Source organism: Flagellimonas meishanensis (assembly GCF_019880545.1).
Classification (GTDB): Bacteria; Bacteroidota; Bacteroidia; order Flavobacteriales; family Flavobacteriaceae; genus Flagellimonas; species Flagellimonas meishanensis.
The window spans coordinates 1,086,509-1,110,124 of record NZ_JAINVW010000001.1 but is presented as its reverse complement, the minus strand read 5'-3'; the positions used below and the strand labels follow the sequence as shown (position 1 = coordinate 1,110,124).

Here is a 23,616-nt window from a genome sequence, read left to right as displayed (position 1 = left end):
ACACCTTCCTTTCTAAAAATATGACTTTTGTCAGTTAAATTTCACCGATGAAGCCTTAAATTTGTTTAATCAGGTAAATCAACAGGTCATGGAGAGCAGGTGTGAAAATTGTATTGTTAGGCAGTTCAATTCGCTACGGGCCATGAGCAAGGAGGAATTGAAAAAAGTATCGGATTCCAAAATCACCAAAACCATTAAAAAAGGAGAGCCGCTTTTTCAGGAGGGTGAAAAGTTAAATGGTGTTTTCTGTGTACGGAACGGGGTTTCCAAACTCTCCAAACTGAGCGCCAATGGCAAGGATCAAATCGTGAAACTGGCCTCCAAGGGCGAGGTCATTGGACAACGCTCCGTGATTGCCGAAGAATCTACAAACCTTTCCGCTGTGGCCATAAACGATATGGAGGTTTGTTTCATTCCAAAGGAAAGCATCAACACCACGTTGCAGAAAAATCCCAATTTCACCCTAGAGGTGCTACGCCACATGGCCCATGATCTTCGGGAAGCGGACGACGTGATAGTGAACATTTCACAAAAGACTGTGAAACAGCGTATTGCAGAGGCTTTTCTCTACCTAAGAAATAATTTCGGTGAGGACAAGGACGGCTTTTTGGCCCTGACACTTTCACGGGAAGATATCTCCAATGTAGTTGGAACGGCCACCGAATCGGCCATCCGAATCATTTCCGAGTTCAAGAAAAAAGGGTACATCCATACTTCCGGCAAGAGGATTGGGATAAAGGATGAGAAAAAGTTGAAAGAGATCGTGGAGGGGTTCTAAAGGTCCCTTTTCCGAAAGCTGACAATTATCATAGTATCCCTATTAACAGGGCTCTAATTTTATTGCATCTTTTATTTTTTTGTGATGCAGAAGATTTTAGTACCTACGGATTTTTCGGAAAATGCTTGGAACGCGATTGATTATGCCATGCAGCTTTTCCGCGATAGAGAATGCACCTTTTATTTGCTAAATACCTACACCCCTGTGATTCCCAGCAGCAGATTCATGGCAAAAATGATTGATGGGGTCCGCATTGTTGATGCAGTGAGGGATTCTTCCCAGCGGGGCTTGCAAAAAACGGTGGACAAGATAAAATCAAAATACAAAAACCCGCTGCATCAATTTGAGACCATTTCCTCTTTCAACCTTTTGGTGGAAGAAGTGAAGGATATGGTGGACTGTTTTGGCATAGACCTGATAATCACCGGCACCAAAGGAGCTTCCGGCATTGATGAGATTTTTATGGGTAGCAATACCGTACGCATCATCAAAAGCGTCAAAAAATGTCCCATTTTGGCCATTCCGCATCATTTTGATTATGTAACGCCCTCCGAAATTGCCTTTGCTACGGATTTCAACCGTTTTTACACCCAGTCGGAACTGACCCCATTGCTGGACATGGCCCGGATGTTCCATGCCACCATCCGAATCGTCCACGTGCAATACGGCATAAAGGCACTGTCCGAATTGCAGCAATTTAACCTGAACATGCTGCGGAGATATATGGGCGATGTGGAGCATTATGTGCACACGGTTTCCGAACTGCACTCGGTATCGCAGACCCTGGAAATATTTTCCAAGGAACTGGACATCCATTTGCTGGCTTTGTTGAACTATCAGCACAGCTATATGGAAAAGATGACCCGGGAGCCCATTGTGAAAAAAACGGCGTTCCATACCCAGATACCCCTATTGGTGATCCCTGAACTGGGAATGGAAGGTGCTTCGGCAAAAATAAAGGATAGAGCCCAGGAACACACCACGGTAAATAGATAATACTGCCAGGGATGCCATTCTACATCATTCCATAGCCTCGATAAGCTAATTCCCGAGCTGTCCCGTTAAAAATTGGCGTTCACTATTTTGCGAACGAAGTTTGTAGATATTCTTCCAAATGTTCTATTTGAAGGGGTTTTGAGATAAATCGCTTCACATATTTCCCATATTTCTTTGCCTCCTCTTTGTCGGCCTGGGAAATGGAGGAAGTTACCAGAAGTACCTCATTGGTTTCTGGAAAGTTTTCCAATTCCATAAACTCCAAAAATTCAAATCCGCTCATTTCTGGCATATTGATATCCAATAAAATCAAGGTGCGATCCGTCTGGTTTTTCCTAAACCGAAGATTGTCCAACGCCAATTCTGGGTTGGTGAAGCTTTTAACCTTATCCTCCATTCCAATTTTCCTAAAATGAATCGTATTGATCGTGTTTACTAAATCTTCATCATCGACCAAATAAATTTCCTTGTACATAGTCTCTGGCTATAATTAACTTGTTAGTTAGTCACTTTGTTGGTTTTAAACACCTGAAATATCTGTAAAAATACTACTTGTTGTATGTTAAAGAACTTTCTTTTTAAAGATTTATTGTGAATATTTTATAAGAAAAGTACTATAAAAAATGATAGCCCCTACGTGGGCACATCGCATTTGGATACAATTCTATTCAAACAATCCCAATCCTCAATGTATTTCATCTACAGTTTTGTCCTTTATGACTACCAACGACATCCTTCCAGCTATAAGATTTTCCGGTATGGGGTCAAATAGGTTCCTTTAGAAAAAAATGAACATGCAACGTTACAGTCTTCTGGCAATATCTCTATTCGTTTCCTGTGCCACAAAACAGGCCAAACCTGAAAAAAGCGCCGTTGACAATCCAAAAAGTCTAAAAATGGAGCTGGTGCATGGAAAATGGTTCAATGGCCAGGAATTCATCGAAAGGACAGTGTGGGTAGAAGACGGTCTACTTTCTTTTGACAACATTGAAAATGAGGTAGACACCGTATTGGACCTCTCTGAAAAATTCGTGATACCTCCCTTTGCGGAGGCCCATAACCACAACTTGGAAAGTGACTACGAATTGGAAAAACGTATTGATGACTACCTCAAGAATGGGGTGTTCTACGTAAAACACCTGTCTGCAATCAAGATGCAACTACAGCCATTGATGCACCATTACAACAAACCATCTGGGTTGGACATAAGCACTACCTACGCTCCTTTGACCGGTACCGGCGGACATCCAATAGCAATCCGTGAAAAATTCTTTGATTGGGGCTATTATGACATATTCGATTCCAAGCAGGACATAGAATCGCACGGATATTTTGTCATTGATACGGAACAGGACCTTACCAAAAAATGGGGGCATATCCTCTCTTTTGAGCCAGAATTTATCAAAATCAACCTGCTATATTCTGAAGAATATGAAATGCGAAAGAACGATCCTGTGTATTTTGGCAAAAAGGGACTGGACCCCAAACTGGTGGGTAAAATTGTTGAAAAAGCACATACTGATGGGCTCCGTGTAAGTGCCCATGTGGAGACGGCCCATGATTTCCACGTGGCCGTTATGGCCGGTGTGGACGAAGTTGCTCATTTGCCCGAAATAAAAAATGGTCAACCCATCGCCCCTGAAGACATCAAAATGGCCAAAGAAAAAGGAATTACCACGGTAACCACCATTTCCCTGGTGCAAAAAAGGGAAAAGCAGCCCAACTTTCAAGCATTGATGGAAAATATAGGCAACAACCTAGAACAGTTCAAAAGAGAAGGAGCCAAACTGGCCATTGGATCTGATAATTTTAATGGAAACTCCGTAGACGAATTTGAATTATTACAGAAATTGGGCATTTTCACCAACTTGGAATTGCTTAAAATGTGGACCGAGAATTCAACGGAAACCATTTTTCCCAACAGAAAGGTCGGAAAACTGCATGATGGTTATGAGGCCAGTTTTTTGGTTTTGGACATCGATCCTTTGATAGCTATTTCGGAGGTTACGGAGCATATTGATCTACGAATAAAGCAGGGCATCATTCTAGATTGACAAAAAATGCCGATTAAGTATCTTTGCGACAATTGATTGGCGTTATCCACAATCCTTGGTAAATGAAAAAAAAGTGGTCAAGAGTGGCCCAACATTTGTTGTTTTGGGCAATATTCGTAGCCTTATGGAGTGCCCACGACCTTAACTATCACCGTGACCTGTTGGACAATTTTCGGACAAATTTGGTCGCCTTCGTGCCTTATGCCGTCCTGGTCTATTTCAATCTTTATTTTTTGGCCCCAAGATTTTTGTTGAAGAAGAAGATAGCCCCTTACCTGATTTTTTTAATTGCATGCATCATTCTGACTACTTGGTTTTCTTCCCATTATCTTCATTTCTATTTTTCGAGAATAAATGTGTATTTACCCACTGCCAATTTCTTCCATAGTTTTGAGGGCAAGATTGCCATAGCCACCGAAGTATTGCTATCATTGTGTTTGTCGATGACATTGTTCCTTATTGATCAGTGGTACAAAAAGGAACAGGTTTTGAGTGAATTGGAACAAAAACGGCTCGAAACGGAATTGAGCCTTTTAAAGAGCCAGATAAACCCTCATTTCCTTTTCAACTCCCTAAACAGTATTTACGTAATGATGAACAGAAACCTAAATGCTGGAAAAAAAATGTTGCTGGAGTTTTCGGAGCTGTTGAGCTATCAACTTTATGAAACGGACAAGAAACATATCAATCTGGAAAGTGAATTTCAAAACCTTGCCAATTATATCAATATTGAAAGTGTGAGACATTCAGATCTGGCCAAAGTGACCTACGATTTTCCCAAAAATCCCGGCGATTTGCAAATAGCCCCAATGCTTTTGCTGCCCCTTATTGAAAACGCCTTCAAGCACGGTCAAAACAGCAAAGGCTATCAAATTCAAGTGAACGCAGAGATATTTAAAGGCAGCATATTGAACTTCAGCGTACGGAACACCTCATCGAACCGCGCAAAAAAAATACCCCAAAAAGGAGAGCAAAAGGGCATTGGACTAACCAACCTTAAACGAAGATTGGAACTTATATATGCCAACAATCATTATCTTTTAATAGAAGATGGGGAAGAAAGGTTTACCGTGAATTTGAAAATTGAGCTGGATGAAACTAAAGTGCTTGATCGTTGATGACGAACTTCTTGCCAGAAAGGGCCTCGAGGAGTTTGTGGCACAAACACCATTTTTGGAGCTTAAAGGTTCTTTGGGATCTGCCATTCAGGCCTTGGAGTTTTTAAAGTCCAATCCAGTAGATATTATGTTCCTGGACATTCAAATGCCAAATATGACCGGTCTGGAACTGATAAAATCGCTCAACCTTCCCCCAAAGGTTATCTTCACTACCGCTTACCGCGAGTTTGCCCTGGAGGGTTTTGACCTCAATGCCGTGGACTATTTGTTGAAACCCTTCTCCTATCCCCGTTTTTTAAAGGCTATTGACAAAGTCAACCTGATGAACGAACCCGGACCTATTGAAGATAGCCATCACATTTTTATAAAGTCCAATGGAATATTGGTCCGTATCCCCGTTGATGATATCATCTTTGTTGAAACGGCAAAGGACTATGTATTTGTCCATACTCTTTCTGAGAAATACCTTACCCTTGTTTCCCTGGGGCATATCGAAAATCAACTTCCCGAATCAAAGTTTATGCGGGTGCACCGGTCTTATCTAGTGGGCCTAACACATGTAAAGAAAATTGAGGGTTCGTTGCTTTATGTGGAAAACCACAAAATCAGGATCAGTAAAAACCTTAGAAAACAGGTTTACGATAGAATTATAGGTGATAGTTTTATCGGGCGTTTTTGAAGGATTTTTTGAACCCTCTCCCAAGAAATAGGAATAAAAAAACCTTAAACTCTACAATTCATCAACCTCATTTATCCAATGTTAGGACAGCACCTCAAAAAAACGACGATTGACGCAATGTAGACAATAATAAAACGGTCACAAAACGGTAGAAAAACGGTTAAGGAGAATCAAAAAACATTAATTAATTTGAAATTAGATTATCTCAAATAGCATCCGACTTGTATTCTCCGCAGGATATTTGAGCTTCAAAATTTATTGGACAATATTATTTAGAACTAAATAAACCCTACTTTAAAAAGCACTATAAAGGGAAACCGACTAAACGTTATAAGTGGTTAATTGACAAACTCAGGCTTGCAGATCAAATGACTTTTTAGCAATATCAAAGTTTGTTGATGTTTGGACCTTGAATGTTCATAAACTACAATTGACACCCGTTTCTATATCTTCTGATGATGGATTAAATAGGTTTCTCTCAATTGTGACTGAACTCAATCCATCACTTGCGAAAATGCTTCCTAAATCACATAAATTGTCCAGAATACTGTTGTCTTCAATAATTATTTCTCCATAAAATGACTGTATATTTTCAAAGCCTTTAAGCGAAACCAGTTTAGGGTTGTTGCCAATTATTATTGAACCCGTCATTTCGGCATCCCCAATTTGTGTAAGATTAGATAAACCACTTAAATCAACTAATGACCGATTGTTTCCAAGTAATAGATTATCTACTCTGGTAAGATTACTTAATCCATTTAATGAGGTCATCATCTCCATATCACCAATCAATAAATCCTTTATATAGGTCATCCCACCAAGACCGCTTAAATCTTGGAGTGATGAAAGGGTCGTAATTTCAAAATATAGATTTGAAGAGGACTTCAAATTAGATAGGGCAATGAGGTTTTGGATAGAAGTGTTGTCAACCAATTCAATTCGTCTTTCGACTTCTTTTAAATTGTCCAAACCTGATAGTGATTCCAACAAAGGATTGTCCAAAATCCTTAACATCTCTAAGGACTGTAATACATCAAGTCCTGCAAGACTGGTCAAAGATGGGTTTTCAAGTATCTCCAAAGATCCAACTGACTCTAAGGATTCCATTCCGGAAAAAGAAAGAAGGTTATCAACTCTCGCCACGAAGAAGGATATTCCTACCGTCTTCAATCCTCTTAACCCCGATAAATTGCTATTTGTGAGTGGTGTATTTTCAATAGTCAGATAGCCATCAACTCTTCTAATATTGTGAAGACCTTCAAGACTACCTAGATTTTCGTTTCCAGAAATTGTCAAATTTCCAACCTCTAATATAGATTCTAGGCCCGTTAGATCCTGAATAGGTGAATCAGAAGCAGTTTGTCTAATGCTAAGATTACCAGTAACCCTAGTATAGCCATTAGATGTAAAACTATCTAACTCCTCTTGCGAGCCGAGCAATATATCACCCTCAAAAACTAATGCGTTTTGGGATACTTCATTTGAGCAACCAAAAAAAATGGGCAAGAACAAAAAGAAGAATTTCCTCATATAACAATTAACTCCTTCATTGGTGGTATAATGTTAGTTTATAAAGACTAATTTGAATCGACACTCTCTAAGTCCTCACGGGTAATATACATTTGGGAGTCCAATTTCGGTATTGACTTGCCCGCATCTTTGTCCTTGTCATATTTTTCCATTGCCCTAGCAATTACTTCACTCATTTCACTTTGAGTATTTACAATTTCATCCATTTCAAAAATAAGCGGTTCTTTGTTTTCAAAAAGTTTCTTTATATTCTTCATTTTATGTTTTCCAATATCTACTGGAACAAGTTTTACTGCTGCTTTCACACCTCCCATTCTTGGTATGGCTTCAAGCATATAGATTTTATTTGCTTCAAGTTCGGCTTCGACAAAGGACTTATTTTCTGATCTGGCCCAAAACAAATGTTTACCGGGCTCGCATTCATAACGAAAATAATTTCGGCCATTGAATTTTCCAATTACCTTATCCCCGTCAAAATAGGTGAAGTTTATCAGCGTCCCCATTGATTTTGATCTTACGAAATATACAACAGCCTTATCTTTAGAAGGGTGGACTTCGTGTTGAGCATCAACATTAATCGTAATAAAAAGAAGTAGTAGCAGAGGTACGTATTTCATTGTCTTATTTGTTTTTGAAAATATATGTAATCATTAGATTTAAAGAAGAGGTCCTCAATTTTTCAACTCCAAGAAACTGGCTTTCCAAGTCACTGATATTGGCCAAGCCTAGATTGGTCCTCAATTCCAGTGCCAACTCGTTATTGTCATTAATATTAAAAGCCTTGCCAATTCCGGAAATTAGACCAATATCCAAATTTTTGAAGGAGTTTCCATAAACTTCTTGGTCTACATTGTCATTGATCAAAATATTGGTAAACAACCCAAAATTGAAAAACCATAATTCCTGTTTACCAAATGGTACTTTCAACATTATTGGAATGTTTAGATAGTCGTAAGTGTAATTCGTTACTGTTGGAAATAATGACTGGCCAGTAGAATCAAATGGAACACTAGAGGCATCAATTGACCTCCGTTCGTAATTAAGGTTCAAAGCAAACAACAATCCAGGTGTAAATTTGTAGTCCAAATGGATTCCTGTCATAAAACCAATGTTATGATTAAAATTCCTTGCAAATTCATTTCCCCAAAAAGTGGTATAAGTTGCTCCTCCATTTAGGCCAAATTGAATCTTGCTTTGAGAGTGAGCGGAAAAAAAAAGGAATAAGGTAATTAACGAGAGTAGGAATGATTTAGCCATTTATGGTCAATAAAAAAATACATCCAAAAATGTAGAATTATTTTTACTTAACCAATTTTCATTTAGAGAAATAGATTAACTTCATTTAGCTCTTAAAAGAGTATGCATTCTTTGTAAAGAATCCTCATTATCATGGATTGCTTTGAAGTGGCAAAATTGAAGACTTCAGTCCCATCTGTTCAATGGATAGAATATTTAAATATCCTAAGAAAACCCATCCTCAATTGTTAGCCTTTGTTAACCTGACAACCTCACTAAACCTAGCATTAGAAATTAAGAGGACTGCACTTTACAAAAACGGCGATAAAACGACGATTGATTTAGAGTTGCCAGTAACTTAACGGTCGAAAAACGGTCAAATAACCCTTAAAAGAATCATAGTCCCGGAATTAATGAGAAGTCATAACATACGTCAAAAACGGTTGAAAAACGGTTAAGGGGAATTAAAAAACATTAATTAATTCGAAATTAGATTGTATCAAATACCAATACATCATTATTCTACAAAGGATATTTAAGCCTTAAATGATACAGGACCAATATTCTTCAGAACTAAATATATTTTCTTTTTTTTGTATCTCCTAAATAAGAAATTTCCTAAATGAAGCATTTATTAAACCCTACGCAAATAATTATCTTTTCTATTATCCTCATAATCGGTTCTGTCAGTTTGACCAGTTGTAGCAGCAGTAGTGATTCCGAAGATGTTCCACCAACTACCCAAGAATCTGAAGAGGAACAAATACCGAATGAGACAGAAGAGGAAATTCCAATTGAACCTGAAGAAACTGTTTTTTTCTCAAAAATGAGTTATGAGAATATCGTCAATAATATAGTTCAAGGACGTGTTGAGTTTCAATTTGAAGGAAATAAGGTGATTCGAGAGGATGGCTTAAGTGCAGACGGAGTGCTACAGAATTTCACTACTTATGGATACGATGACAAAGGATTATTGAAGACACGGATTGAGCATACTTCAGATGGCACGGTAGAAATTATCGAGGACTTGAACTATGAAAATGACAATTTAAGTTCGATAAGACTGATTAGAAGAAACCGCGCTGTGCCAGACACGCTATTCACCTCCTTCGTTTATACAAATAATTTAATTACTAGGGAAACATTAAACCCTAGTAGAAACCGATTGTTTTATTCAGAATTTACTTTAGATGCAAATGGTTTTATAACAAAATCGGATAATGGGATAATTGCAGAAGTAGCTATAGAAAATGGTGCGCCAATATCCAAATCTGTAATACGTTCGGATGGAACAGATGAATTTCAACATGCATATTTAGAGAATACTGAACCCACAGGACCTTTTAAAAATTTTTGGGGAAGTTTTTACGGAAACATAAATAATCAGATCATAAGAAGTAACAGTGGGTTGATTTCATATGAAGATACAGTGGATTTACCATTATATATTGTCAGTGTCGGTGACCAACTCCAACGAGAATATGAATTTGATGTCGATGGATTGCCCATAAGACTTACTAAAACTTTCAACTCTGATTTTATCTCAACTTGGCAAATAGAGTATCTCGAATAAACCACTTAAAACTTTAATTGATTAACCAATCTTTTCCATTCCTGAATAATCAAGTTTTTCAAGTTTGATTGATTGTTCTTTTTTCAAAAATCAAAACAGTACGCGCGCGACGGAATTATTAATAATCTTTTTTGATTCTTACCTGTTGACTTTATCAAAATGAACAGACAGTTGAATCATTAATGGTTTTATTTGATTCAATAATTAACTGTTGATTTTAGATACCTTACTTTTCAGGGTATTCCACAACAATTATTGAAACAAATACAATAGTTGACAACAAGTTGACAAATGAACAGAACAAAAAAACCTTAATCATTGATAATCAATGATTAAGGTTAGTTCCTTTGTGCGGGTGAAGGGAGTCGAACCCCCACGCCTCACGGCACTAGATCCTAAGTCTAGCGTGTCTACCAGTTCCACCACACCCGCAATTTAAAAAAGACCCTTAAGCAAAGTATATACTGAACGTTGATCGCTAGACTTTCTAGCGTGCCTGCCTGTCGGCAGACAGGTCTACCAGTTCCACCACACCCGCTTAGTTCCGTCCCAATAGCCATTGGGAATCGGGTTGCAAATATAAATCAATTTTCCGATCTGCAAATGCAGGGCTTTTAAAAACTTGTTTTTTGTACATTTAGTCAGTTTTTACAAAATACATGGAATCAATAAAAGACTACATCAACACACACAAAGACCGTTTTATACAAGAACTTATTGAACTTCTAAAAATCCCCTCCATCAGTGCGGACCCTGCCTACTCCGAAGATGTTTGGCAAACAGCCAAGGCCGTGGAAGAATCACTTGTCAATGCAGGTTGTGACCATGTGGAAATTTGTGAGACCAAAGGGTATCCGGTGGTATATGCCGAAAAAACCATCGATACCAGTCTGCCGACCATCTTGGTATACGGACATTATGATGTGCAGCCTCCCGACCCGATGGACCTTTGGAAATCCCCTCCCTTTGAACCTGTGATCAAGGAAACAGAGCTACATCCTCATGGTGCTATTTTTGCCCGAGGGGCCTGTGACGACAAGGGCCAGTTCTTCATGCATGTAAAAGCTGTGGAGTTTATGATCAAAAACGATTTGTTGCCCTGCAATGTCAAGTTTATGATTGAAGGGGAGGAAGAAGTGGGCAGCGATAGTTTGGCAGATTTCTTGGAGGAGCACAAGGAAAAACTCAAGAACGACATCATCCTGATCTCTGACACTGGGATGATTGCCAACGATATCCCATCAATCACAACCGGGCTTAGGGGCCTAAGCTATGTGGAAGTAGAGGTCACTGGGCCAAATCGGGACCTGCATTCCGGAATTTATGGTGGCGCCGTGCCCAATCCCATCAACATTCTCGGCAAAATGATTGCCTCCTTGCATGATGAAAACAACCATATTACCATCCCCGGCTTCTATGAAAAGGTAGAGGAATTGTCCCAGGATGAAAGAGCCGAAATGGCGGAAGCTCCCTTTGACTTGGAAGCCTACAAAAAAGCACTGGATATTGGCGATGTCCATGGTGAAAAGGGATTTACGACCCCGGAACGCTATTCCATTCGGCCAACACTTGATGTGAATGGTATATGGGGAGGCTATATTGGCAAAGGAGCCAAAACGGTGATTGCCAGTAAGGCTTATGCAAAAATATCCATGCGATTGGTCCCCAACCAAGATCCGGACGAAATTACCGATCTGTTCGCAAAACATTTTGAATCCATTGCCCCAAAAGGGGTCAAGGTGAAGGTTATGCCCCATCATGGTGGATTGCCCTACGTAACCAAAACCAATAGTGTTGGCTACCAAGCGGCAGCCAAAGCCTACGAAACCACTTTTGGCAAGAAACCGGTGCCCGAACGAACGGGTGGCAGCATCCCCATTGTGGCTCTGTTTGAAGAAGTTCTGGGCAGTAAAACTATTTTGATGGGCTTCGGTTTGGACAGTGATGCCATTCACTCACCCAATGAACACTTTGGAGTATGGAATTTCCTGAAAGGTATTGAAACCATCCCCTACTTTTATAAATATTATACCGAACTGGCAAAAACATCCTAACAGAAAAAAGCCGCTCTTTCAAGCGGCTTTTTTTTGTAGCATGTACTAGGGCAATTGTGAATAGCCATTTCGCGTCTTCCACAAAAAGTATTTTTCAAATAGCACTTTGGAAAAGTCGTAGAGCACATTCGGAATCATGATGGCGAACCGTCTTGGTTTGAAGAGATGGTCGCTCAAAATGATGACCTCTTTTTTTCCTGCATCCATTACGCAGATACCGGGAATTTTGCCCCAAGCTTTCTTGCGTAGTTTTTCTTTGCCATTTTCCACTCTGATGATGTTTTCGGCAACAATCTTACCAGTCTCATCCGAAGGGTAACCCGTTTTTGGTCCAGAAAAGGGCACTTTTCCTGGCTTGAAGGGCAAATCCACTTGGACAGCAATCCCTGCGGCCCAAACATTGGCCCAATCCTTATGTCTATAGTCCTCGCCCACGGGCAAATATCCATTCGATGTGGGATTAAGGGCCGGTGAATTTGTCACAAAATCAACCCCAAAAAATGGGGGCATCAACATGGTGAAGACGCTGGGCAACTCCTCTCCAGAAGTCAATTTAACACTGTTCTCGGTAACTTCCTCTACCCCAACCTCGGTACGGTAGTGGATGTTGAACATTTTCATGAACGATTTCAACATGGTCTCGCCGCCGGGCATGCCATCAATCCCAAAATGCCCAAGATAGTTCTCCGGGGTAATCCAGTACAGATCCACTTTTTTTCTGATTTTCTGCTCCCGGAGCCATTTTTCAATATTGAACAAGAACTCGTAGGCAGCACCCATACATCCAGCATTCTGTGTAGCACCAATTACGATCGGGCCAGGATTTTTCTTGAACTCCTCCAAAGCTTTTCTGGTTTTCATGGCCCCATTGGGCGTTCCAATATAATGGGCATGCTCCTTAACGCCAGGAGCAACATCATAATCCACTTTTGGGCCTGTGGCAACAACCAAGTGATCATAGTTGAAGTTGCCCTTCTTGGTCCTGACAAGATTGTTCTCGGGGTCCACGCTCAGTGCTTCGGTTTGTACGAACTCAACTCCTTTTCTTTTTAAAATTTCATCTTTCCTAAAGGAAATATCTTTGACCTCCCTACGACCAAAGGGTACCCAAATCAATGAGGGAATGAACAGGAACAAAGGGGATTTATCGATAACCAATACTCGGTGATCCTTTTTCCCCTTTCTCTTGATTTCCAAAGCAGCGGTCATTCCTGCGAAATTTCCACCTATTACTACTGTTGTTGTCATGGCCTTAAATTTTATAGCATGAAGGTATCACCATTACCGCTCAAAAACAGTAACCTAAGTCACATAGAATCACGTTTTTTCAAGATTTTTTGAGCTGGTTGACGACAACTTTCCTTGCGCTTCAGAAGCCTAACGCCCAAGTGGATACTATCCAGGAAACATGCTCGCAAAAATCAATTTTAGCATGACCTTATTGTAACAAATCCACATATTTTGCGTTCTAATAACCTATCAATCAAAAGAGAACACTGTTATGCTTCAACGCTTTTTTATCTTCTGCTCGGGAGCGGATACCCACATTTTAGAATCTTGTTCCAATGGGGAACGCAACAAATATGCTGGCATCGGTGCCACTGTATTTTTCACGGCCGTAATGGCTTTTATAGCCAGTTCCTATGCCCTTTTCACGGTTTTTGACAACATATATACCTCCATTTTCTTTGGTTTGATATGGGGGTTGTTGATCTTTAATCTGGACCGATATATTGTATCGACAATCAAAAAACGGAACAGCATCAAAAGTGAGCTTTGGCAGGCCACGCCCCGGATCATACTGGCAATGATCATTGCCATTGTGATTTCCAAGCCCTTGGAGCTGAAGATTTTTGAAAAGGAAATTGACCAAGTGCTCCTTGAAGAAAAAAATGCCCTTACCCTGAACAATAAACAGCAACTGGCACTTCAATATACTCCCAAGATTGAAACCCTCAATCAGGAAATAGCCCGTCTAAAAAATGAAATTGCGGGTAAAGAAGCGGAAACAAACGCGCTTTACGACGTCTATATTTCGGAAGCGGAGGGCACCGCTGGAACAGGATTGCTGGGTAAAGGACCCGTCTACAAGGAAAAAAGGGAAAAGCACGATACCTATTTGGCCGAACTTAACCAACTGAAGGCAAGCAATGGCGAAAGAATACAGGCCCTGGAAGCACAGATCAGTGCCCTGAATTCCGATTACGATTCCGCAGTGACCAATTCCCAACCCATCATTGATGGTTTTGATGGCCTTATGGCCCGCATCAACGCGCTCGGAAAACTGCCCTGGCTCCCCTCCTTCTTTATCTTTTTACTTTTTTTGGCCATTGAAACAGCACCCATAATTGCCAAATTGTTGGCTCCAAAAGGAGAATACGATTATAAATTTGAGGAACAGGAAAGTGTTGTGGCCACTTGGGTGACACAAAAAGTGGAACAACGGCAGCTGCTTATGGCCACTGATGCTTCGCTAAATGAAAAAGTTTACACTGATATCAAGAATGAGGAGGAACTGTACCGCTATAAGAAGGAAAAAGCGGAAGAGTTGCTTCGATTACAGGCGGATTCTTTTCATAATATCCAAGTAAAAGGGTTGTAGCTGGCCTTGGGGACAAACCAATGACATCCCGCTCTAATTTGCGAATACGTAGACCTGATTCACAAATTAGCCATTGCCTATTACATTGAATTTCCCGAACTTCACGTACCTGCGCTGAACTTGTTTCAGTCTCGTTCGCCAAAACGTCCTTGATAAGGATGTTTAGCTAATCGTCGTACACCATTTTAAGTCAATTATTTAGAAAATTCTGCGTATAATGAAAAGAAGGCAATTTATTAAAAAGAATAGTGGCCTTTTAGCCTCAATTCCTTTAATTAATCTGCAACCTTTAACCTTTGAATTCATGGACGTGGAAACTTTCAAGTGTAAAATCGGAGGATTTGACTGCACAATTTTCAAAGACTTGATGTTCAAATATCAAGCAAAAGACTATTTCATAAATGCAAACGAAAATGAACTTGACATTGCATTGAAAAGTTACAATACAAATCCTGAGAACATCCCTTCCCCATATATAGCAATGCTATTGCAAAAAGGAGGTCAAAAAATACTTATTGACTCAGGAATCGGATTTTCTGAGGAACCGATTGTTTTTAAAGGAAAAACATTCGTGTTGAAGGGCAAATTAAAACAACTGCTGGAAAAGGAAGACATCAACACAAATGACATAACCGATGTAGTGATTACCCATTTCCATCCCGATCACATCGGAGGTGTTTTCTCAAGTGAAGGAAAACTTTTGTTTAAAAATGCAAAATTCCATATCCATCGTGATGAGTGGGATTTTTGGCATACATCAAAGTCCGATTCCCAACCACCCCTATTCAAATTTTTTGTGGAGAAGAATATTACACCGCTTAAAAACGGGAACTTGAATTTCATTACCCAAGACTATCAACAAGTTTGTGATGGTGTAATTTCAGTCAACGCAAATGGACATACCAAGGGACAAATAGCATTGATAATCGGAGATGGAAATGAACAACTGCTATATATTTCTGATGCATTCTTACATCCGTTACATATGGAAAAACTAGATTGGCAGACCAATTATGACATGGATCACAAAAAGGCCAAACAGACTAGAATCAAACTATTGGAACTTGCCGACAAAGAAAGTATGAGGATAAATGCTTTCCATTTTGATTTTCCAGGTCTTGGGTTTGCTGAAAGAAACGGTGAGAAATGGAAATGGGTTTATGAAAAATAAAGCGATTCACAACAATGGCCCGAATTTGTTATGGCAGGGTTTCCTAAACGGAAATTCCTAGTTTTAAGTAAAGGTTCGATTTCGGGCAGAAAAGTCCGTTTGACGTTTTCCAAAACAAAATCATAGCCGAGACCGATAAGTGCAATGACTTTTTCTTGATGAAAAGCTTCGGTCAGCCTGCCTGTTTATGAAAGGTGCTTCAGTTCCTCTTTAAGTTTTTTGGTAAGCCCTGCAACTACCAATGCGTAGGAGTGGTCCACTAATTCCTTTATCAGGTTGGGCGGTAGGTTTCCTAAAAAAAGGGTGTTCCAGTGTTTTTTGCTCATGTGATATCCTGGCATGATAGCTCCGTCATGGGCTTCCCGAAGCTCGATTGCCCTTTCGGGATCACATTTCAGGTTGCATTGTGGGGGAACACGTTCCAAGGGGATAAGGGCAAACATTTTTCCCATCACCTTAAAAACCAAGGTCTCCGAATCAAAAGGAAACTCTTCGGTCACTCCCTTTTTAATAAGGCAATAATGGCGCAACTGCTCAACATTCATGGCTTAATCCCTTCAGAGTCGTAAACGATGACCTTTTCCCAAAGATCCTCACATTCTTCTATGAACAGCAAGTGGGGGGCTTCAACCTGATAGGCTGCCTGAGCCTTTGCAGAATCGAACGAGAGTATCAACGAATAAGTAAAGGAATCGTCCACAACGCCACGAATGGCCCGGGGAGGTTTTCCTATAAATTTGGTCTTGGCATATTCGGAGTTGGCCAAAAATTTCTTCAGGGATGTTTCAAACTTGGCCCTATCGACCTCATTGTCCGGGTTTTTGAGCCAGAAATAAACGACATGGGCAAACTCATGGTCAAAAATGCTCTCGGTGTCATGACTTTGTGCCCTTCCAAAAGTTGACACCATAAATAAAAGCAACGCGATCAATTTGACAGTTTTCATCATCTTTCCAATATCTGTTTTTTTGCATCTGGAATCTGCAGGGCAGAATAATCGAGCCTCCAGCCAATGGTCTCCACAATCTTTTCCACCAGTAAAACGGCCTGTAGTGCTTCTTTTTTGGCAGTATCCATCAACCCGCTCTCCGGGATCTTTTGCTTGATGAGTTCCGTGGCCTCCTGATTCAATTTGGTCATGTCATCCGGTGAAAAACTGTTGAACAGTCCATTTTTGATGTCATAGAATTGAAGTTCGGGCTCAATGGACAAGACCTCGGGTTCTGGAAAATTGGTGAGTATTATTTTTTTCCTCACATTGTCCGCCTTAAGGTCCAGTTTGGCAAGATCATATCCAATATGCGCCTTGGCCTTAACCACGATCAGGGCCTTTTTTCGGCTTTTGAAAAGGCTCATGAAGCCCTCCCTGGTGTTTTCGTAATGATGGATCTCGGCAAAATCGCCTTCCACAGAAACCAATTTGCAGACGCTTCTTATTTTGTCCAATAAAATAGTGGATTGGTGCTTGGTAACTTCACGGTTTTTTTTCCTTCGAAATAAAGAAAAGAGCCAATACATGAGTATTGCCCCCAAGATGAGTCCCAAAAAAAGTTCTAAAATATCGCCCATTTCCTAAATATATGAAGATTGTGGACATTTTCTCATTCCAAAATCCGATATAATACCGGCCTGCTCGGACTGGCGTCATTTTCGAACGGTGCCACCTGCAAATTCAAAAAGTATGTACCATCCTTTACGCTATCCGGCACAAAAATAAATTCGGTAATCGTAGCGCGGGTCCTGGGCTTTCCATTTACGTTCCAAAATGCTTTATGGGCCAACAGGGCTCCGCCATCCTTTTCCTTATCCACCGAAGGTAGATCCACGAGCAAATGCTCCACGCCCTTTTTCACCAAAAGGTCCAAGGCACTTTCCATCAAATAGGGCGGATTGGTGTTCGAGTAGTCCCTGGATTTTTTTTCGATGGGGTTGGGCAAAGTTCGAATCACGACCGCCTCACGTTTTTTGTTTCCCAAGGCATCCCTCAATTGCTTTACTAAGATGACAAAATCCTTTCCTGACTGCTCAGGCATCACGGTTATTACTTCTGCCAAAAAGAAAAATTGTTTTAGCTTTTGGTTGATGGAATGGAACGCATCTGTGATGTGTCCCAGGCACTCGGTATGGGTTACGTGGGAATGGGGGTTGAACCAGACATCATTAAAATTTGTGGAAGCTCCTTCCGATACCTTGCCTATAAAATCACCATCCGTGTGCGGTTCTATTTTGGGAGGGTCCAGGTACCAGGCATTCACATTATCATCATTGCCGGTCAACGGAATTGAAATATCCAGGGGTTTGGATAGATCTATCTTAAATTCTTCGGAGTTGTGCTTTATTTTGGCAATCATTGACCCAAATTAAGCATAAACAGGTCACTTGCAATCCCATCCACCAAAAACTTTCCTCTTTTGGTGGCGAGCAAACGGCCCTCATCCTCAAAAAGTAAATGGGCATCCAAAAACCTTTGGGACTGCACGTTTAAATAATTCAAGTATTGTTTTCCAAATCGGTCCCTGACCTGCTCTTTTGAAACGCCCCAAATGGTGCGCAGTCCTGTCATCACATATTCGTTGTATTGGTCTGTTATGGACAATGACTCTTTTTCTATTGGCAATTCACCCTTTTCCAAAGTCTTGATGTATTTGATATTGTTGCGAACATTCCATCCCCTTTGTGTCCCGTCAAAAGAATGGGCCGAGGGGCCAATGCCAATATATGTTTTGCCCTGCCAATACGAAGTATTGTTCTTTGAAAAAAAGCCGGGTTTGCCAAAATTTGAAATTTCGTAGTTTACGTAGCCGTCTTTTTCCAACATTTCCAATAAAATGTGGAACTGCCGCTCGGCCTGGGCATCATCCACATCGGGAACAATCCCTTTTTCAATGAACTTTTTTAAGGCCGTTCTGGGTTCGACGGTCAATGCATAACTGGAGATATGGGGCAATTGAAATTTCAGTGCTTTCCCAATATTGGCCTTCCAGCGATCATTATCCATTCCGGGTACTCCGTAAATAAGGTCGATGGATATGTTTTCGAAGTGTTCCTTGGCCCCAATGATGCATTTTTCCGCTTCGATGGCATTATGGGCCCGATTCATGAATTTCAAATCTTCATCAAAAAAAGATTGGATACCGATGCTCAATCGGTTGATTCCGACTTTTCCATATCCCTGAAAAACATTGCTCGATTGTGTTCGGGATGAAACCAAATCGTCGGGGTTGGCCTCAAGGGTTATTTCAGGATTATCGACCACCTTATAATGTTCATAAACAGTGGCGATAAGCACTTTTATTTCATCCAAATTCAGAACTGAAGGCGTACCACCCCCAAAATAGATCGTCTCGACTTCATGGTGCTGAAGTTCATCTTTGCGAAGCTCTATTTCCTTTTGGAGCATACGGACCATCTGTTCCCTTTTGTCCATTTGGGTGGAAAAATGAAAGTCGCAATAATGGCATGCCTGTTTGCAAAATGGCACGTGGATGTAAATTCCGCTCATTTCAATTTTCAATTAACAATGAACAATTCACAATAATCATTTACCTATCCTAGTTGTTTTCAAAATGGAAAACATGATTTTTGAAAGCTCATCAGCCTTGGTTAGCAATTTCTGTGCATCGGTTTGGTCAATATACCCTGAGTCCTCCATTAAGGATAGCCAATATTTCACCTCCAAGCTTTCTTTATAGGCAATGGATATTTTGGCAGAAAAGTCAGCAGTGGAAATTGCACCATTAGCTTCCGAAATATTTGCGCCGATGGATGTGCCTGACCGAAGCATTTGCTTAGACAAAACATATTCACGTTTCTCAACAACAATCTTCTTATACAATCTTACAATTATCAGCGCAAAATGATACGACTTGTTCAATAAAGGGTTGTCCTTTTCCATAAAAGTAGGTTTTAGATTGGGATAATATTGTCAATTGTTCATTGGTTATTGGTCATTTACCTTTTTAGGATTCTGCTTCACAAAAGCCTCCCAACCAGTATAGTTTTTGCCAACATCCACCCTTCCTTCGTTATAAAAATGGCACACCGCGGCGGCCAATCCATCCGTACTGTCCAAATTGTTGGGAAGTGTTTTGAGCTTGAGAACGCTTTGCAGCATTTTGGCCACTTGTTCCTTGCTGGCATTTCCATTCCCGGTAATGGACATTTTTATCTTTTTGGGCATATATTCAGTAATGGGAATCTGTCGAGATAGTCCAGCGGCCATGGCCACCCCCTGTGCACGGCCCAATTTTAACATGGATTGCACATTTTTACCATAAAAAGGAGCTTCAATGGCAATCTCATCGGGATGGAAGGTGTCGATAAGTTCTATGGTCCGGTCAAAAATAAGTTTGAGTTTGGTGTAGGGATCACCGTACTTTCTGAGCATCAATTCGTTCATTTGCACAAAGTGCATCTGTTTGTTGACCACCTTAATTATGCCAAAGCCCATTACCGTGGTGCCGGGATCTATTCCCAAAATAATTTTTTCTGTTGCCACTTAATCCGTGCTTAATACCAAAGGAAGGCGAAAGCGTATGCTCACCGGAATTCCCCTTTTTACCGCCGGTTTCACCGTAAAATCGTTCAGCCGTGCGGTAACCTCCGATTTGAAGTTTTCTATCTGGTTGAAAACTGCTGTTTTTTCCTCAACATTCCTAATGGAAATGAAACCGTGCTCATCAATTTCAAAATCAACAAAAACGGTATCGTTCAGGTTTTCCTCCACTTGAAAATGGAGACTGTCCAACGCTTTGGAAAAATGCCCCAAAAGGACGTTTTGGAAACATTCTTTTTGTTGGGGTTTGAGGGCCGTTTCATCGCATTCCTCAAAAAGCGGGTAGTGATCCACATCGTTCCAATCGATGGCCAAGAGTTCTTCGTTCACTATTTTTTGGGCCTTATCTTCTTTGGACATGAACAGTTCGCAGGACACGAACATACCCAAACAGATCAAGAACAGATACTTCCTCATGGCAACCCCAAGAATTTGGTTGAAATTACGATTTTTTAATGATTTTGATCGATGTTCTTATCTGTCATGAGGCAGAGTCCATGTAACAATTCCTTCCTAAATTTGTCTAACAATCAAAAATATATGGACATTGCCCTTACCCTCTTGGGATTCATTTTGATGCTTGCTGGCATCCTAGGCAGTTTTCTTCCCGTGCTTCCCGGTCCACCCCTGAGTTGGATAGGGCTGCTTTTACTGTATTTGACCAAAGCCGTTACAGACGATTGGTGGGTTCTGGGCATTACGCTGTTCATTGCACTTTTCATAACCGTAATGGATTATGTGATCCCTGCTATGGGCACCAAAAGGTTCGGCGGGAGCAAGGCGGGCATGTGGGGGACCATTGTTGGGCTGTTGGTGGCCATATTTGTTCCCATCTTTGGTCCATTTGGAATCATTATTTGGCCATTTATCGGAGCTTTGGTCGGGGAACTTTTGAACAAGGCCAATCAAAAAACCGCCCTCAAGGCGGCCTTTGGTTCATTTTTGGGTTTTTTGACCGGAACCTTTATGAAATTGGTAGTCACCGTATTTTATGCAATTTTCTATGTCTATCTGACCATAAAGAATGCTGGCGAAATATTTCAGTTCGGTTAATCTATCCACTCCACTTTTTCCGAAATTGGACCCCTGACCCCCTCGGGTATTTCATCATCATAATGCCCGATGTAGAAAAATCCCAAGCACTTTTCACCGGCTTTCAAATCAAAGAACTCGTCCATATATTTAATGAGTCCTGGGGAGCTCCAATAGCAACCTATCCCCATTTCCGAACAGCATAGCCACATATTCTGTACTGCCATTGCGGTTGCGGCGACTTCTTCCCATTCGGGCACACTTTCTTTTGGGTCGCGTTGCATGCAAATGACGATAACGGCCGCGGCTCGTTTTGGGTTCTCCATCAATTTCCTTGTTTTAATCTGCTTGGGATTTGGCTCCGTGTCCATATACTTATAGGAAAGGAACAGTCCCAACTTCGCTTTCGATTCTCCCATGAGCACCTTAAACCGCCAAGGTTCGGTCTTTTTATGTGTGGGTGCCCAGTTGGCCGCTTCAAGAAGTAGTTCAATGGTTTCTTTGGAAATGGGCTCATCATTGTACTGAACCGGGAAAACAGATCTTCTTTTCTTTATGGTTTCAAATATCATCGGATGTATCTTTTTTGAAATGGTTTTTGACTCGTTTATGTCAAACTTAATGAATACTTTTAGCCCTACGAAATCGTTTTCTTAATGAAAGACAGCCATACCAATTTTCTGTACGGTGAAGGTCACTTGACCGCCAAGATTGCCATTTCCATTGCTCGCGGAAAACTGCAAGCCACCTTTTCCGAAGAAACCCGAAGGCGTGTTCATGAGAGCAGTGAAATTGTGAACCGCATTGTTGAAAGGGAACACCCAGTTTATGGAATCAATACGGGGTTTGGACCGCTTTGCACCACAAGCGTTTCCAAAGAAGAGACCCGAATACTGCAGCGAAATATTCTGCAAAGCCACAGCGTGGGTGTTGGGGAACCCATCTCTGCCGAATTGGCAAAATTGATGCTAATTCTAAAGGCACATGCCTTGGCCAAGGGCTTTTCCGGTATTCGGATGGAAACGTTGGAAAGAATCAAGTGGCATATCGACAATGATGCCATTCCTGTGGTTCCCTCCCAAGGCTCCGTAGGGGCTTCAGGAGATTTGGCACCCCTTTCCCATTTGTTCCTTCCCCTTATAGGTCTTGGCAAGGTTAATTATCTGGGAAATACCATCTCCACCGAAATACTGTTCCAAAAAACAGGCCTTCAACCCATAGAACTTGGGCCCAAGGAAGGTTTGGCCCTTATAAATGGCACCCAATTTATAGCCGCACATGGTGTGTTGGTGGTCAAAAAGCTGCAATATGCCTTAAAGCATGCCGACATTATAGGCGCCATGATGCTGGAAGGCCTGCAAGGTTCCATGAAACCTTTTCTTGAAGATTTACACCAGCTTCGTCCTTTCAAGGGCAATCAGCATGTGGCGGGGCGTATACGGACATTGCTCCAAGGTTCAGAAATTTTGGAGGACCATATCGACTGTGAACGGGTACAGGACCCTTATTCGTTACGTTGCATGCCACAAGTGCACGGCGCATCCAGAAATGCGTGGTTACACCTAAAGGAACTTTTGGAGATTGAACTGAATTCCGTGACGGACAATCCTGTCATCATCAATGAAGAGCTCACCATTAGTGGCGGTAATTTCCATGGGCAGCCCTTGGCAATGGCTTTGGACTATGCTGCACTGGCCGCTTCGGAGATTGGGAATATTTCGGACCGAAGAATTTATCTTGCGTTGGAAGGCAACAGTCCTGGAGTGCCTAAATTGCTTATGGAAGACACTGGAATAAATTCTGGGTATATGATCTTGCAATATACCTCGGCTGCCTTGGCCAGCGAAAACAAGGGGTTGTGTTTTCCATCGAGTGCAGACAGTATTCCCACCTCATTGGGTCAGGAAGATCATGTGAGCATGGGATCCATCAGTGGTCGAAAAGCCCTTCAGATCATAGAAAATGTAGAAAAGATATTGGCCATTGAACTTTTGACAGCAGCCCAAGCCTTTGAATATAGAAAACCACTCAAATCTGGGCTATTGTTGGACGAAGTCCACCAATTCATCCGCACCCGGGTTACTTTTGCCAAGAATGATCGGGTTTTCGCAGATGACATTGAAAAAGGAATCGAGATGATTCAAAAGGGCGAGATAATCCTCCTTGTGGAACACGTGATGAAAGACAATGAACTTCGGTGGGACGCGCCACATATTGAAGAATTTGAAACATACTAAA

General features: G+C 41.1%; 25 protein-coding genes and 1 tRNA gene. 11 read left to right on the top strand and 15 right to left on the bottom strand.

What is annotated here, in order from left to right; genetic code table 11:
- Window positions 1–88: 88 nt before the first annotated feature.
- Window positions 89–778 (top strand): Crp/Fnr family transcriptional regulator, encoded by a 690-nt coding sequence (locus tag K7G75_RS05020; RefSeq protein ID WP_222983120.1) that lies wholly within the window; start codon window positions 89–91, stop codon window positions 776–778.
- Between the two features lie 84 nt (window positions 779–862).
- Entirely contained in the window at window positions 863–1,774 is a 912-nt protein-coding gene (locus K7G75_RS05015; protein WP_222983119.1) for a universal stress protein, read from the top strand.
- An 82-nt stretch (window positions 1,775–1,856) separates the two neighbouring features.
- On the opposite strand, the gene K7G75_RS05010 is transcribed toward K7G75_RS05015, so the two are convergent.
- The gene (locus K7G75_RS05010) at window positions 1,857–2,249 is read right to left on the bottom strand and encodes a response regulator (RefSeq protein WP_222983118.1); all 393 of its coding nucleotides are present in this window, start codon (window positions 2,247–2,249) and stop codon (window positions 1,857–1,859) included.
- 319 nt (window positions 2,250–2,568) lie between these two features.
- Here K7G75_RS05010 and K7G75_RS05005 point away from each other — a divergent pair, with 319 nt between their 5' ends.
- From K7G75_RS05005 to K7G75_RS04995, 3 genes are all read left to right on the top strand, one after another.
- Complete coding sequence (locus K7G75_RS05005) at window positions 2,569–3,828, top strand: amidohydrolase family protein (RefSeq protein ID WP_222983117.1); 1,260 nt, start codon at window positions 2,569–2,571, stop codon at window positions 3,826–3,828.
- A 62-nt stretch (window positions 3,829–3,890) separates the two neighbouring features.
- A complete protein-coding gene (locus tag K7G75_RS05000) occupies window positions 3,891–4,946 on the top strand; it encodes a sensor histidine kinase (RefSeq protein WP_222983116.1) in 1,056 nt (351 codons plus the stop codon).
- Window positions 4,921–5,625, top strand: coding sequence for a LytR/AlgR family response regulator transcription factor (locus K7G75_RS04995; protein WP_222983115.1), 705 nt, complete (start codon window positions 4,921–4,923; stop codon window positions 5,623–5,625). The genes K7G75_RS05000 and K7G75_RS04995 overlap by 26 nt, the downstream gene beginning before the upstream one ends.
- 417 nt (window positions 5,626–6,042) lie before the next feature.
- On the opposite strand, the gene K7G75_RS04990 is transcribed toward K7G75_RS04995, so the two are convergent.
- The 3 genes from K7G75_RS04990 to K7G75_RS04980 are packed head-to-tail and all read right to left on the bottom strand — an operon-like array spanning window position 6,043 to window position 8,412.
- A complete protein-coding gene (locus tag K7G75_RS04990) occupies window positions 6,043–7,155 on the bottom strand; it encodes a hypothetical protein (RefSeq protein WP_222983114.1) in 1,113 nt (370 codons plus the stop codon).
- Between the two features lie 47 nt (window positions 7,156–7,202).
- Window positions 7,203–7,772: a hypothetical protein gene (locus tag K7G75_RS04985; protein WP_222983113.1), complete on the bottom strand. Its 570-nt coding sequence runs from the start codon at window positions 7,770–7,772 to the stop codon at window positions 7,203–7,205.
- 4 nt (window positions 7,773–7,776) lie between these two features.
- Window positions 7,777–8,412, bottom strand: coding sequence for an outer membrane beta-barrel protein (locus tag K7G75_RS04980; RefSeq protein ID WP_222983112.1), 636 nt, complete (start codon window positions 8,410–8,412; stop codon window positions 7,777–7,779).
- A gap of 601 nt (window positions 8,413–9,013) precedes the next feature.
- Here K7G75_RS04980 and K7G75_RS04975 point away from each other — a divergent pair.
- Window positions 9,014–9,964, top strand: a complete 951-nt coding sequence (locus tag K7G75_RS04975; protein WP_222983111.1) for a hypothetical protein — start codon at window positions 9,014–9,016, stop codon at window positions 9,962–9,964.
- A gap of 350 nt (window positions 9,965–10,314) precedes the next feature.
- Here the strand turns inward: K7G75_RS04975 and K7G75_RS04970 are convergent.
- Window positions 10,315–10,396, bottom strand: a tRNA-Leu gene (locus K7G75_RS04970).
- Window positions 10,397–10,623: 227 nt separating this feature from the next.
- Here K7G75_RS04970 and K7G75_RS04965 point away from each other — a divergent pair.
- Window positions 10,624–12,018 carry a dipeptidase gene (locus K7G75_RS04965; RefSeq protein ID WP_222983110.1) on the top strand — a complete coding sequence of 465 codons (1,395 nt, stop codon included), beginning with the start codon at window positions 10,624–10,626 and terminating at the stop codon, window positions 12,016–12,018.
- A 45-nt stretch (window positions 12,019–12,063) separates the two neighbouring features.
- On the opposite strand, the gene K7G75_RS04960 is transcribed toward K7G75_RS04965, so the two are convergent.
- Window positions 12,064–13,266, bottom strand: a complete 1,203-nt coding sequence (locus K7G75_RS04960) for an NAD(P)/FAD-dependent oxidoreductase (RefSeq protein WP_222983109.1) — start codon at window positions 13,264–13,266, stop codon at window positions 12,064–12,066.
- A 253-nt stretch (window positions 13,267–13,519) separates the two neighbouring features.
- On the opposite strand from K7G75_RS04960, the gene K7G75_RS04955 reads away from it, so the two are divergent.
- Window positions 13,520–14,620, top strand: a complete 1,101-nt coding sequence (locus K7G75_RS04955; protein WP_222983108.1) for a DUF4407 domain-containing protein — start codon at window positions 13,520–13,522, stop codon at window positions 14,618–14,620.
- A gap of 367 nt (window positions 14,621–14,987) precedes the next feature.
- Complete coding sequence (locus K7G75_RS04950) at window positions 14,988–15,791, top strand: MBL fold metallo-hydrolase (RefSeq protein WP_222983107.1); 804 nt, start codon at window positions 14,988–14,990, stop codon at window positions 15,789–15,791.
- Window positions 15,792–15,976: 185 nt separating this feature from the next.
- On the opposite strand, the gene K7G75_RS04945 is transcribed toward K7G75_RS04950, so the two are convergent.
- Genes K7G75_RS04945 through K7G75_RS04910 form a run of 8 tightly spaced genes read right to left on the bottom strand, consistent with a single transcriptional unit; the run spans window position 15,977 to window position 20,763 of the window.
- Window positions 15,977–16,336, bottom strand: coding sequence for an MmcQ/YjbR family DNA-binding protein (locus K7G75_RS04945; protein ID WP_222983106.1), 360 nt, complete (start codon window positions 16,334–16,336; stop codon window positions 15,977–15,979).
- Window positions 16,333–16,737, bottom strand: coding sequence for a Dabb family protein (locus tag K7G75_RS04940; RefSeq protein WP_222983462.1), 405 nt, complete (start codon window positions 16,735–16,737; stop codon window positions 16,333–16,335). The genes K7G75_RS04945 and K7G75_RS04940 overlap by 4 nt, the downstream gene beginning before the upstream one ends.
- Window positions 16,737–17,360, bottom strand: coding sequence for a DUF4230 domain-containing protein (locus tag K7G75_RS04935; RefSeq protein WP_222983105.1), 624 nt, complete (start codon window positions 17,358–17,360; stop codon window positions 16,737–16,739). The genes K7G75_RS04940 and K7G75_RS04935 overlap by 1 nt, the downstream gene beginning before the upstream one ends.
- A gap of 32 nt (window positions 17,361–17,392) precedes the next feature.
- Window positions 17,393–18,142, bottom strand: a complete 750-nt coding sequence (locus tag K7G75_RS04930; RefSeq protein ID WP_222983104.1) for a cyclase family protein — start codon at window positions 18,140–18,142, stop codon at window positions 17,393–17,395.
- On the bottom strand, window positions 18,139–19,293 hold the full coding sequence (gene hemW / locus K7G75_RS04925; RefSeq protein ID WP_222983103.1) for a radical SAM family heme chaperone HemW: 1,155 nt from the start codon (window positions 19,291–19,293) through the stop codon (window positions 18,139–18,141). The genes K7G75_RS04930 and hemW overlap by 4 nt, the downstream gene beginning before the upstream one ends.
- 36 nt (window positions 19,294–19,329) lie before the next feature.
- Complete coding sequence (locus tag K7G75_RS04920; protein ID WP_222983102.1) at window positions 19,330–19,686, bottom strand: four helix bundle protein; 357 nt, start codon at window positions 19,684–19,686, stop codon at window positions 19,330–19,332.
- Window positions 19,687–19,731: 45 nt separating this feature from the next.
- A complete protein-coding gene (ruvC, locus tag K7G75_RS04915) occupies window positions 19,732–20,289 on the bottom strand; it encodes a crossover junction endodeoxyribonuclease RuvC (protein WP_222983101.1) in 558 nt (185 codons plus the stop codon).
- Window positions 20,290–20,763, bottom strand: a complete 474-nt coding sequence (locus K7G75_RS04910) for a hypothetical protein (RefSeq protein WP_222983100.1) — start codon at window positions 20,761–20,763, stop codon at window positions 20,290–20,292.
- Window positions 20,764–20,886: 123 nt separating this feature from the next.
- On the opposite strand from K7G75_RS04910, the gene K7G75_RS04905 reads away from it, so the two are divergent.
- A complete protein-coding gene (locus tag K7G75_RS04905) occupies window positions 20,887–21,399 on the top strand; it encodes a DUF456 domain-containing protein (RefSeq protein ID WP_222983099.1) in 513 nt (170 codons plus the stop codon).
- On the opposite strand, the gene K7G75_RS04900 is transcribed toward K7G75_RS04905, so the two are convergent.
- Window positions 21,396–21,950, bottom strand: a complete 555-nt coding sequence (locus K7G75_RS04900) for a nitroreductase family protein (protein ID WP_222983098.1) — start codon at window positions 21,948–21,950, stop codon at window positions 21,396–21,398. The two genes, K7G75_RS04905 and K7G75_RS04900, sit on opposite strands and share 4 nt — an antisense overlap.
- 84 nt (window positions 21,951–22,034) lie before the next feature.
- Between K7G75_RS04900 and hutH the strand changes: the two genes are divergently transcribed.
- Window positions 22,035–23,615, top strand: a complete 1,581-nt coding sequence (gene hutH, locus K7G75_RS04895; protein WP_222983097.1) for a histidine ammonia-lyase — start codon at window positions 22,035–22,037, stop codon at window positions 23,613–23,615.
- Window position 23,616: the final 1 nt, after the last annotated feature.

Excerpts from the sequence above, each read along its gene's own strand:
- K7G75_RS05020 (WP_222983120.1), top strand. The coding sequence starts at position 89 with ATGGAGAGCAGGTGTGAAAATTGTATTGTTAGGCAGTTCAATTCGCTA.
- K7G75_RS05015 (WP_222983119.1), top strand. The coding sequence starts at position 863 with ATGCAGAAGATTTTAGTACCTACGGATTTTTCGGAAAATGCTTGGAAC.
- K7G75_RS05010 (WP_222983118.1), bottom strand. The coding sequence starts at position 2,249 with ATGTACAAGGAAATTTATTTGGTCGATGATGAAGATTTAGTAAACACG.
- K7G75_RS05005 (WP_222983117.1), top strand. The coding sequence starts at position 2,569 with ATGCAACGTTACAGTCTTCTGGCAATATCTCTATTCGTTTCCTGTGCC.
- K7G75_RS05000 (WP_222983116.1), top strand. The coding sequence starts at position 3,891 with ATGAAAAAAAAGTGGTCAAGAGTGGCCCAACATTTGTTGTTTTGGGCA.
- K7G75_RS04995 (WP_222983115.1), top strand. The coding sequence starts at position 4,921 with ATGAAACTAAAGTGCTTGATCGTTGATGACGAACTTCTTGCCAGAAAG.
- K7G75_RS04990 (WP_222983114.1), bottom strand. The coding sequence starts at position 7,155 with ATGAGGAAATTCTTCTTTTTGTTCTTGCCCATTTTTTTTGGTTGCTCA.
- K7G75_RS04985 (WP_222983113.1), bottom strand. The coding sequence starts at position 7,772 with ATGAAATACGTACCTCTGCTACTACTTCTTTTTATTACGATTAATGTT.
- K7G75_RS04980 (WP_222983112.1), bottom strand. The coding sequence starts at position 8,412 with ATGGCTAAATCATTCCTACTCTCGTTAATTACCTTATTCCTTTTTTTT.
- K7G75_RS04975 (WP_222983111.1), top strand. The coding sequence starts at position 9,014 with ATGAAGCATTTATTAAACCCTACGCAAATAATTATCTTTTCTATTATC.
- K7G75_RS04965 (WP_222983110.1), top strand. The coding sequence starts at position 10,624 with ATGGAATCAATAAAAGACTACATCAACACACACAAAGACCGTTTTATA.
- K7G75_RS04960 (WP_222983109.1), bottom strand. The coding sequence starts at position 13,266 with ATGACAACAACAGTAGTAATAGGTGGAAATTTCGCAGGAATGACCGCT.
- K7G75_RS04955 (WP_222983108.1), top strand. The coding sequence starts at position 13,520 with ATGCTTCAACGCTTTTTTATCTTCTGCTCGGGAGCGGATACCCACATT.
- K7G75_RS04950 (WP_222983107.1), top strand. The coding sequence starts at position 14,988 with ATGTTCAAATATCAAGCAAAAGACTATTTCATAAATGCAAACGAAAAT.
- K7G75_RS04945 (WP_222983106.1), bottom strand. The coding sequence starts at position 16,336 with ATGAATGTTGAGCAGTTGCGCCATTATTGCCTTATTAAAAAGGGAGTG.
- K7G75_RS04940 (WP_222983462.1), bottom strand. The coding sequence starts at position 16,737 with ATGAAAACTGTCAAATTGATCGCGTTGCTTTTATTTATGGTGTCAACT.
- K7G75_RS04935 (WP_222983105.1), bottom strand. The coding sequence starts at position 17,360 with ATGGGCGATATTTTAGAACTTTTTTTGGGACTCATCTTGGGGGCAATA.
- K7G75_RS04930 (WP_222983104.1), bottom strand. The coding sequence starts at position 18,142 with ATGATTGCCAAAATAAAGCACAACTCCGAAGAATTTAAGATAGATCTA.
- hemW (WP_222983103.1), bottom strand. The coding sequence starts at position 19,293 with ATGAGCGGAATTTACATCCACGTGCCATTTTGCAAACAGGCATGCCAT.
- K7G75_RS04920 (WP_222983102.1), bottom strand. The coding sequence starts at position 19,686 with ATGGAAAAGGACAACCCTTTATTGAACAAGTCGTATCATTTTGCGCTG.
- K7G75_RS04910 (WP_222983100.1), bottom strand. The coding sequence starts at position 20,763 with ATGAGGAAGTATCTGTTCTTGATCTGTTTGGGTATGTTCGTGTCCTGC.
- K7G75_RS04905 (WP_222983099.1), top strand. The coding sequence starts at position 20,887 with ATGGACATTGCCCTTACCCTCTTGGGATTCATTTTGATGCTTGCTGGC.
- K7G75_RS04900 (WP_222983098.1), bottom strand. The coding sequence starts at position 21,950 with ATGATATTTGAAACCATAAAGAAAAGAAGATCTGTTTTCCCGGTTCAG.
- hutH (WP_222983097.1), top strand. The coding sequence starts at position 22,035 with ATGAAAGACAGCCATACCAATTTTCTGTACGGTGAAGGTCACTTGACC.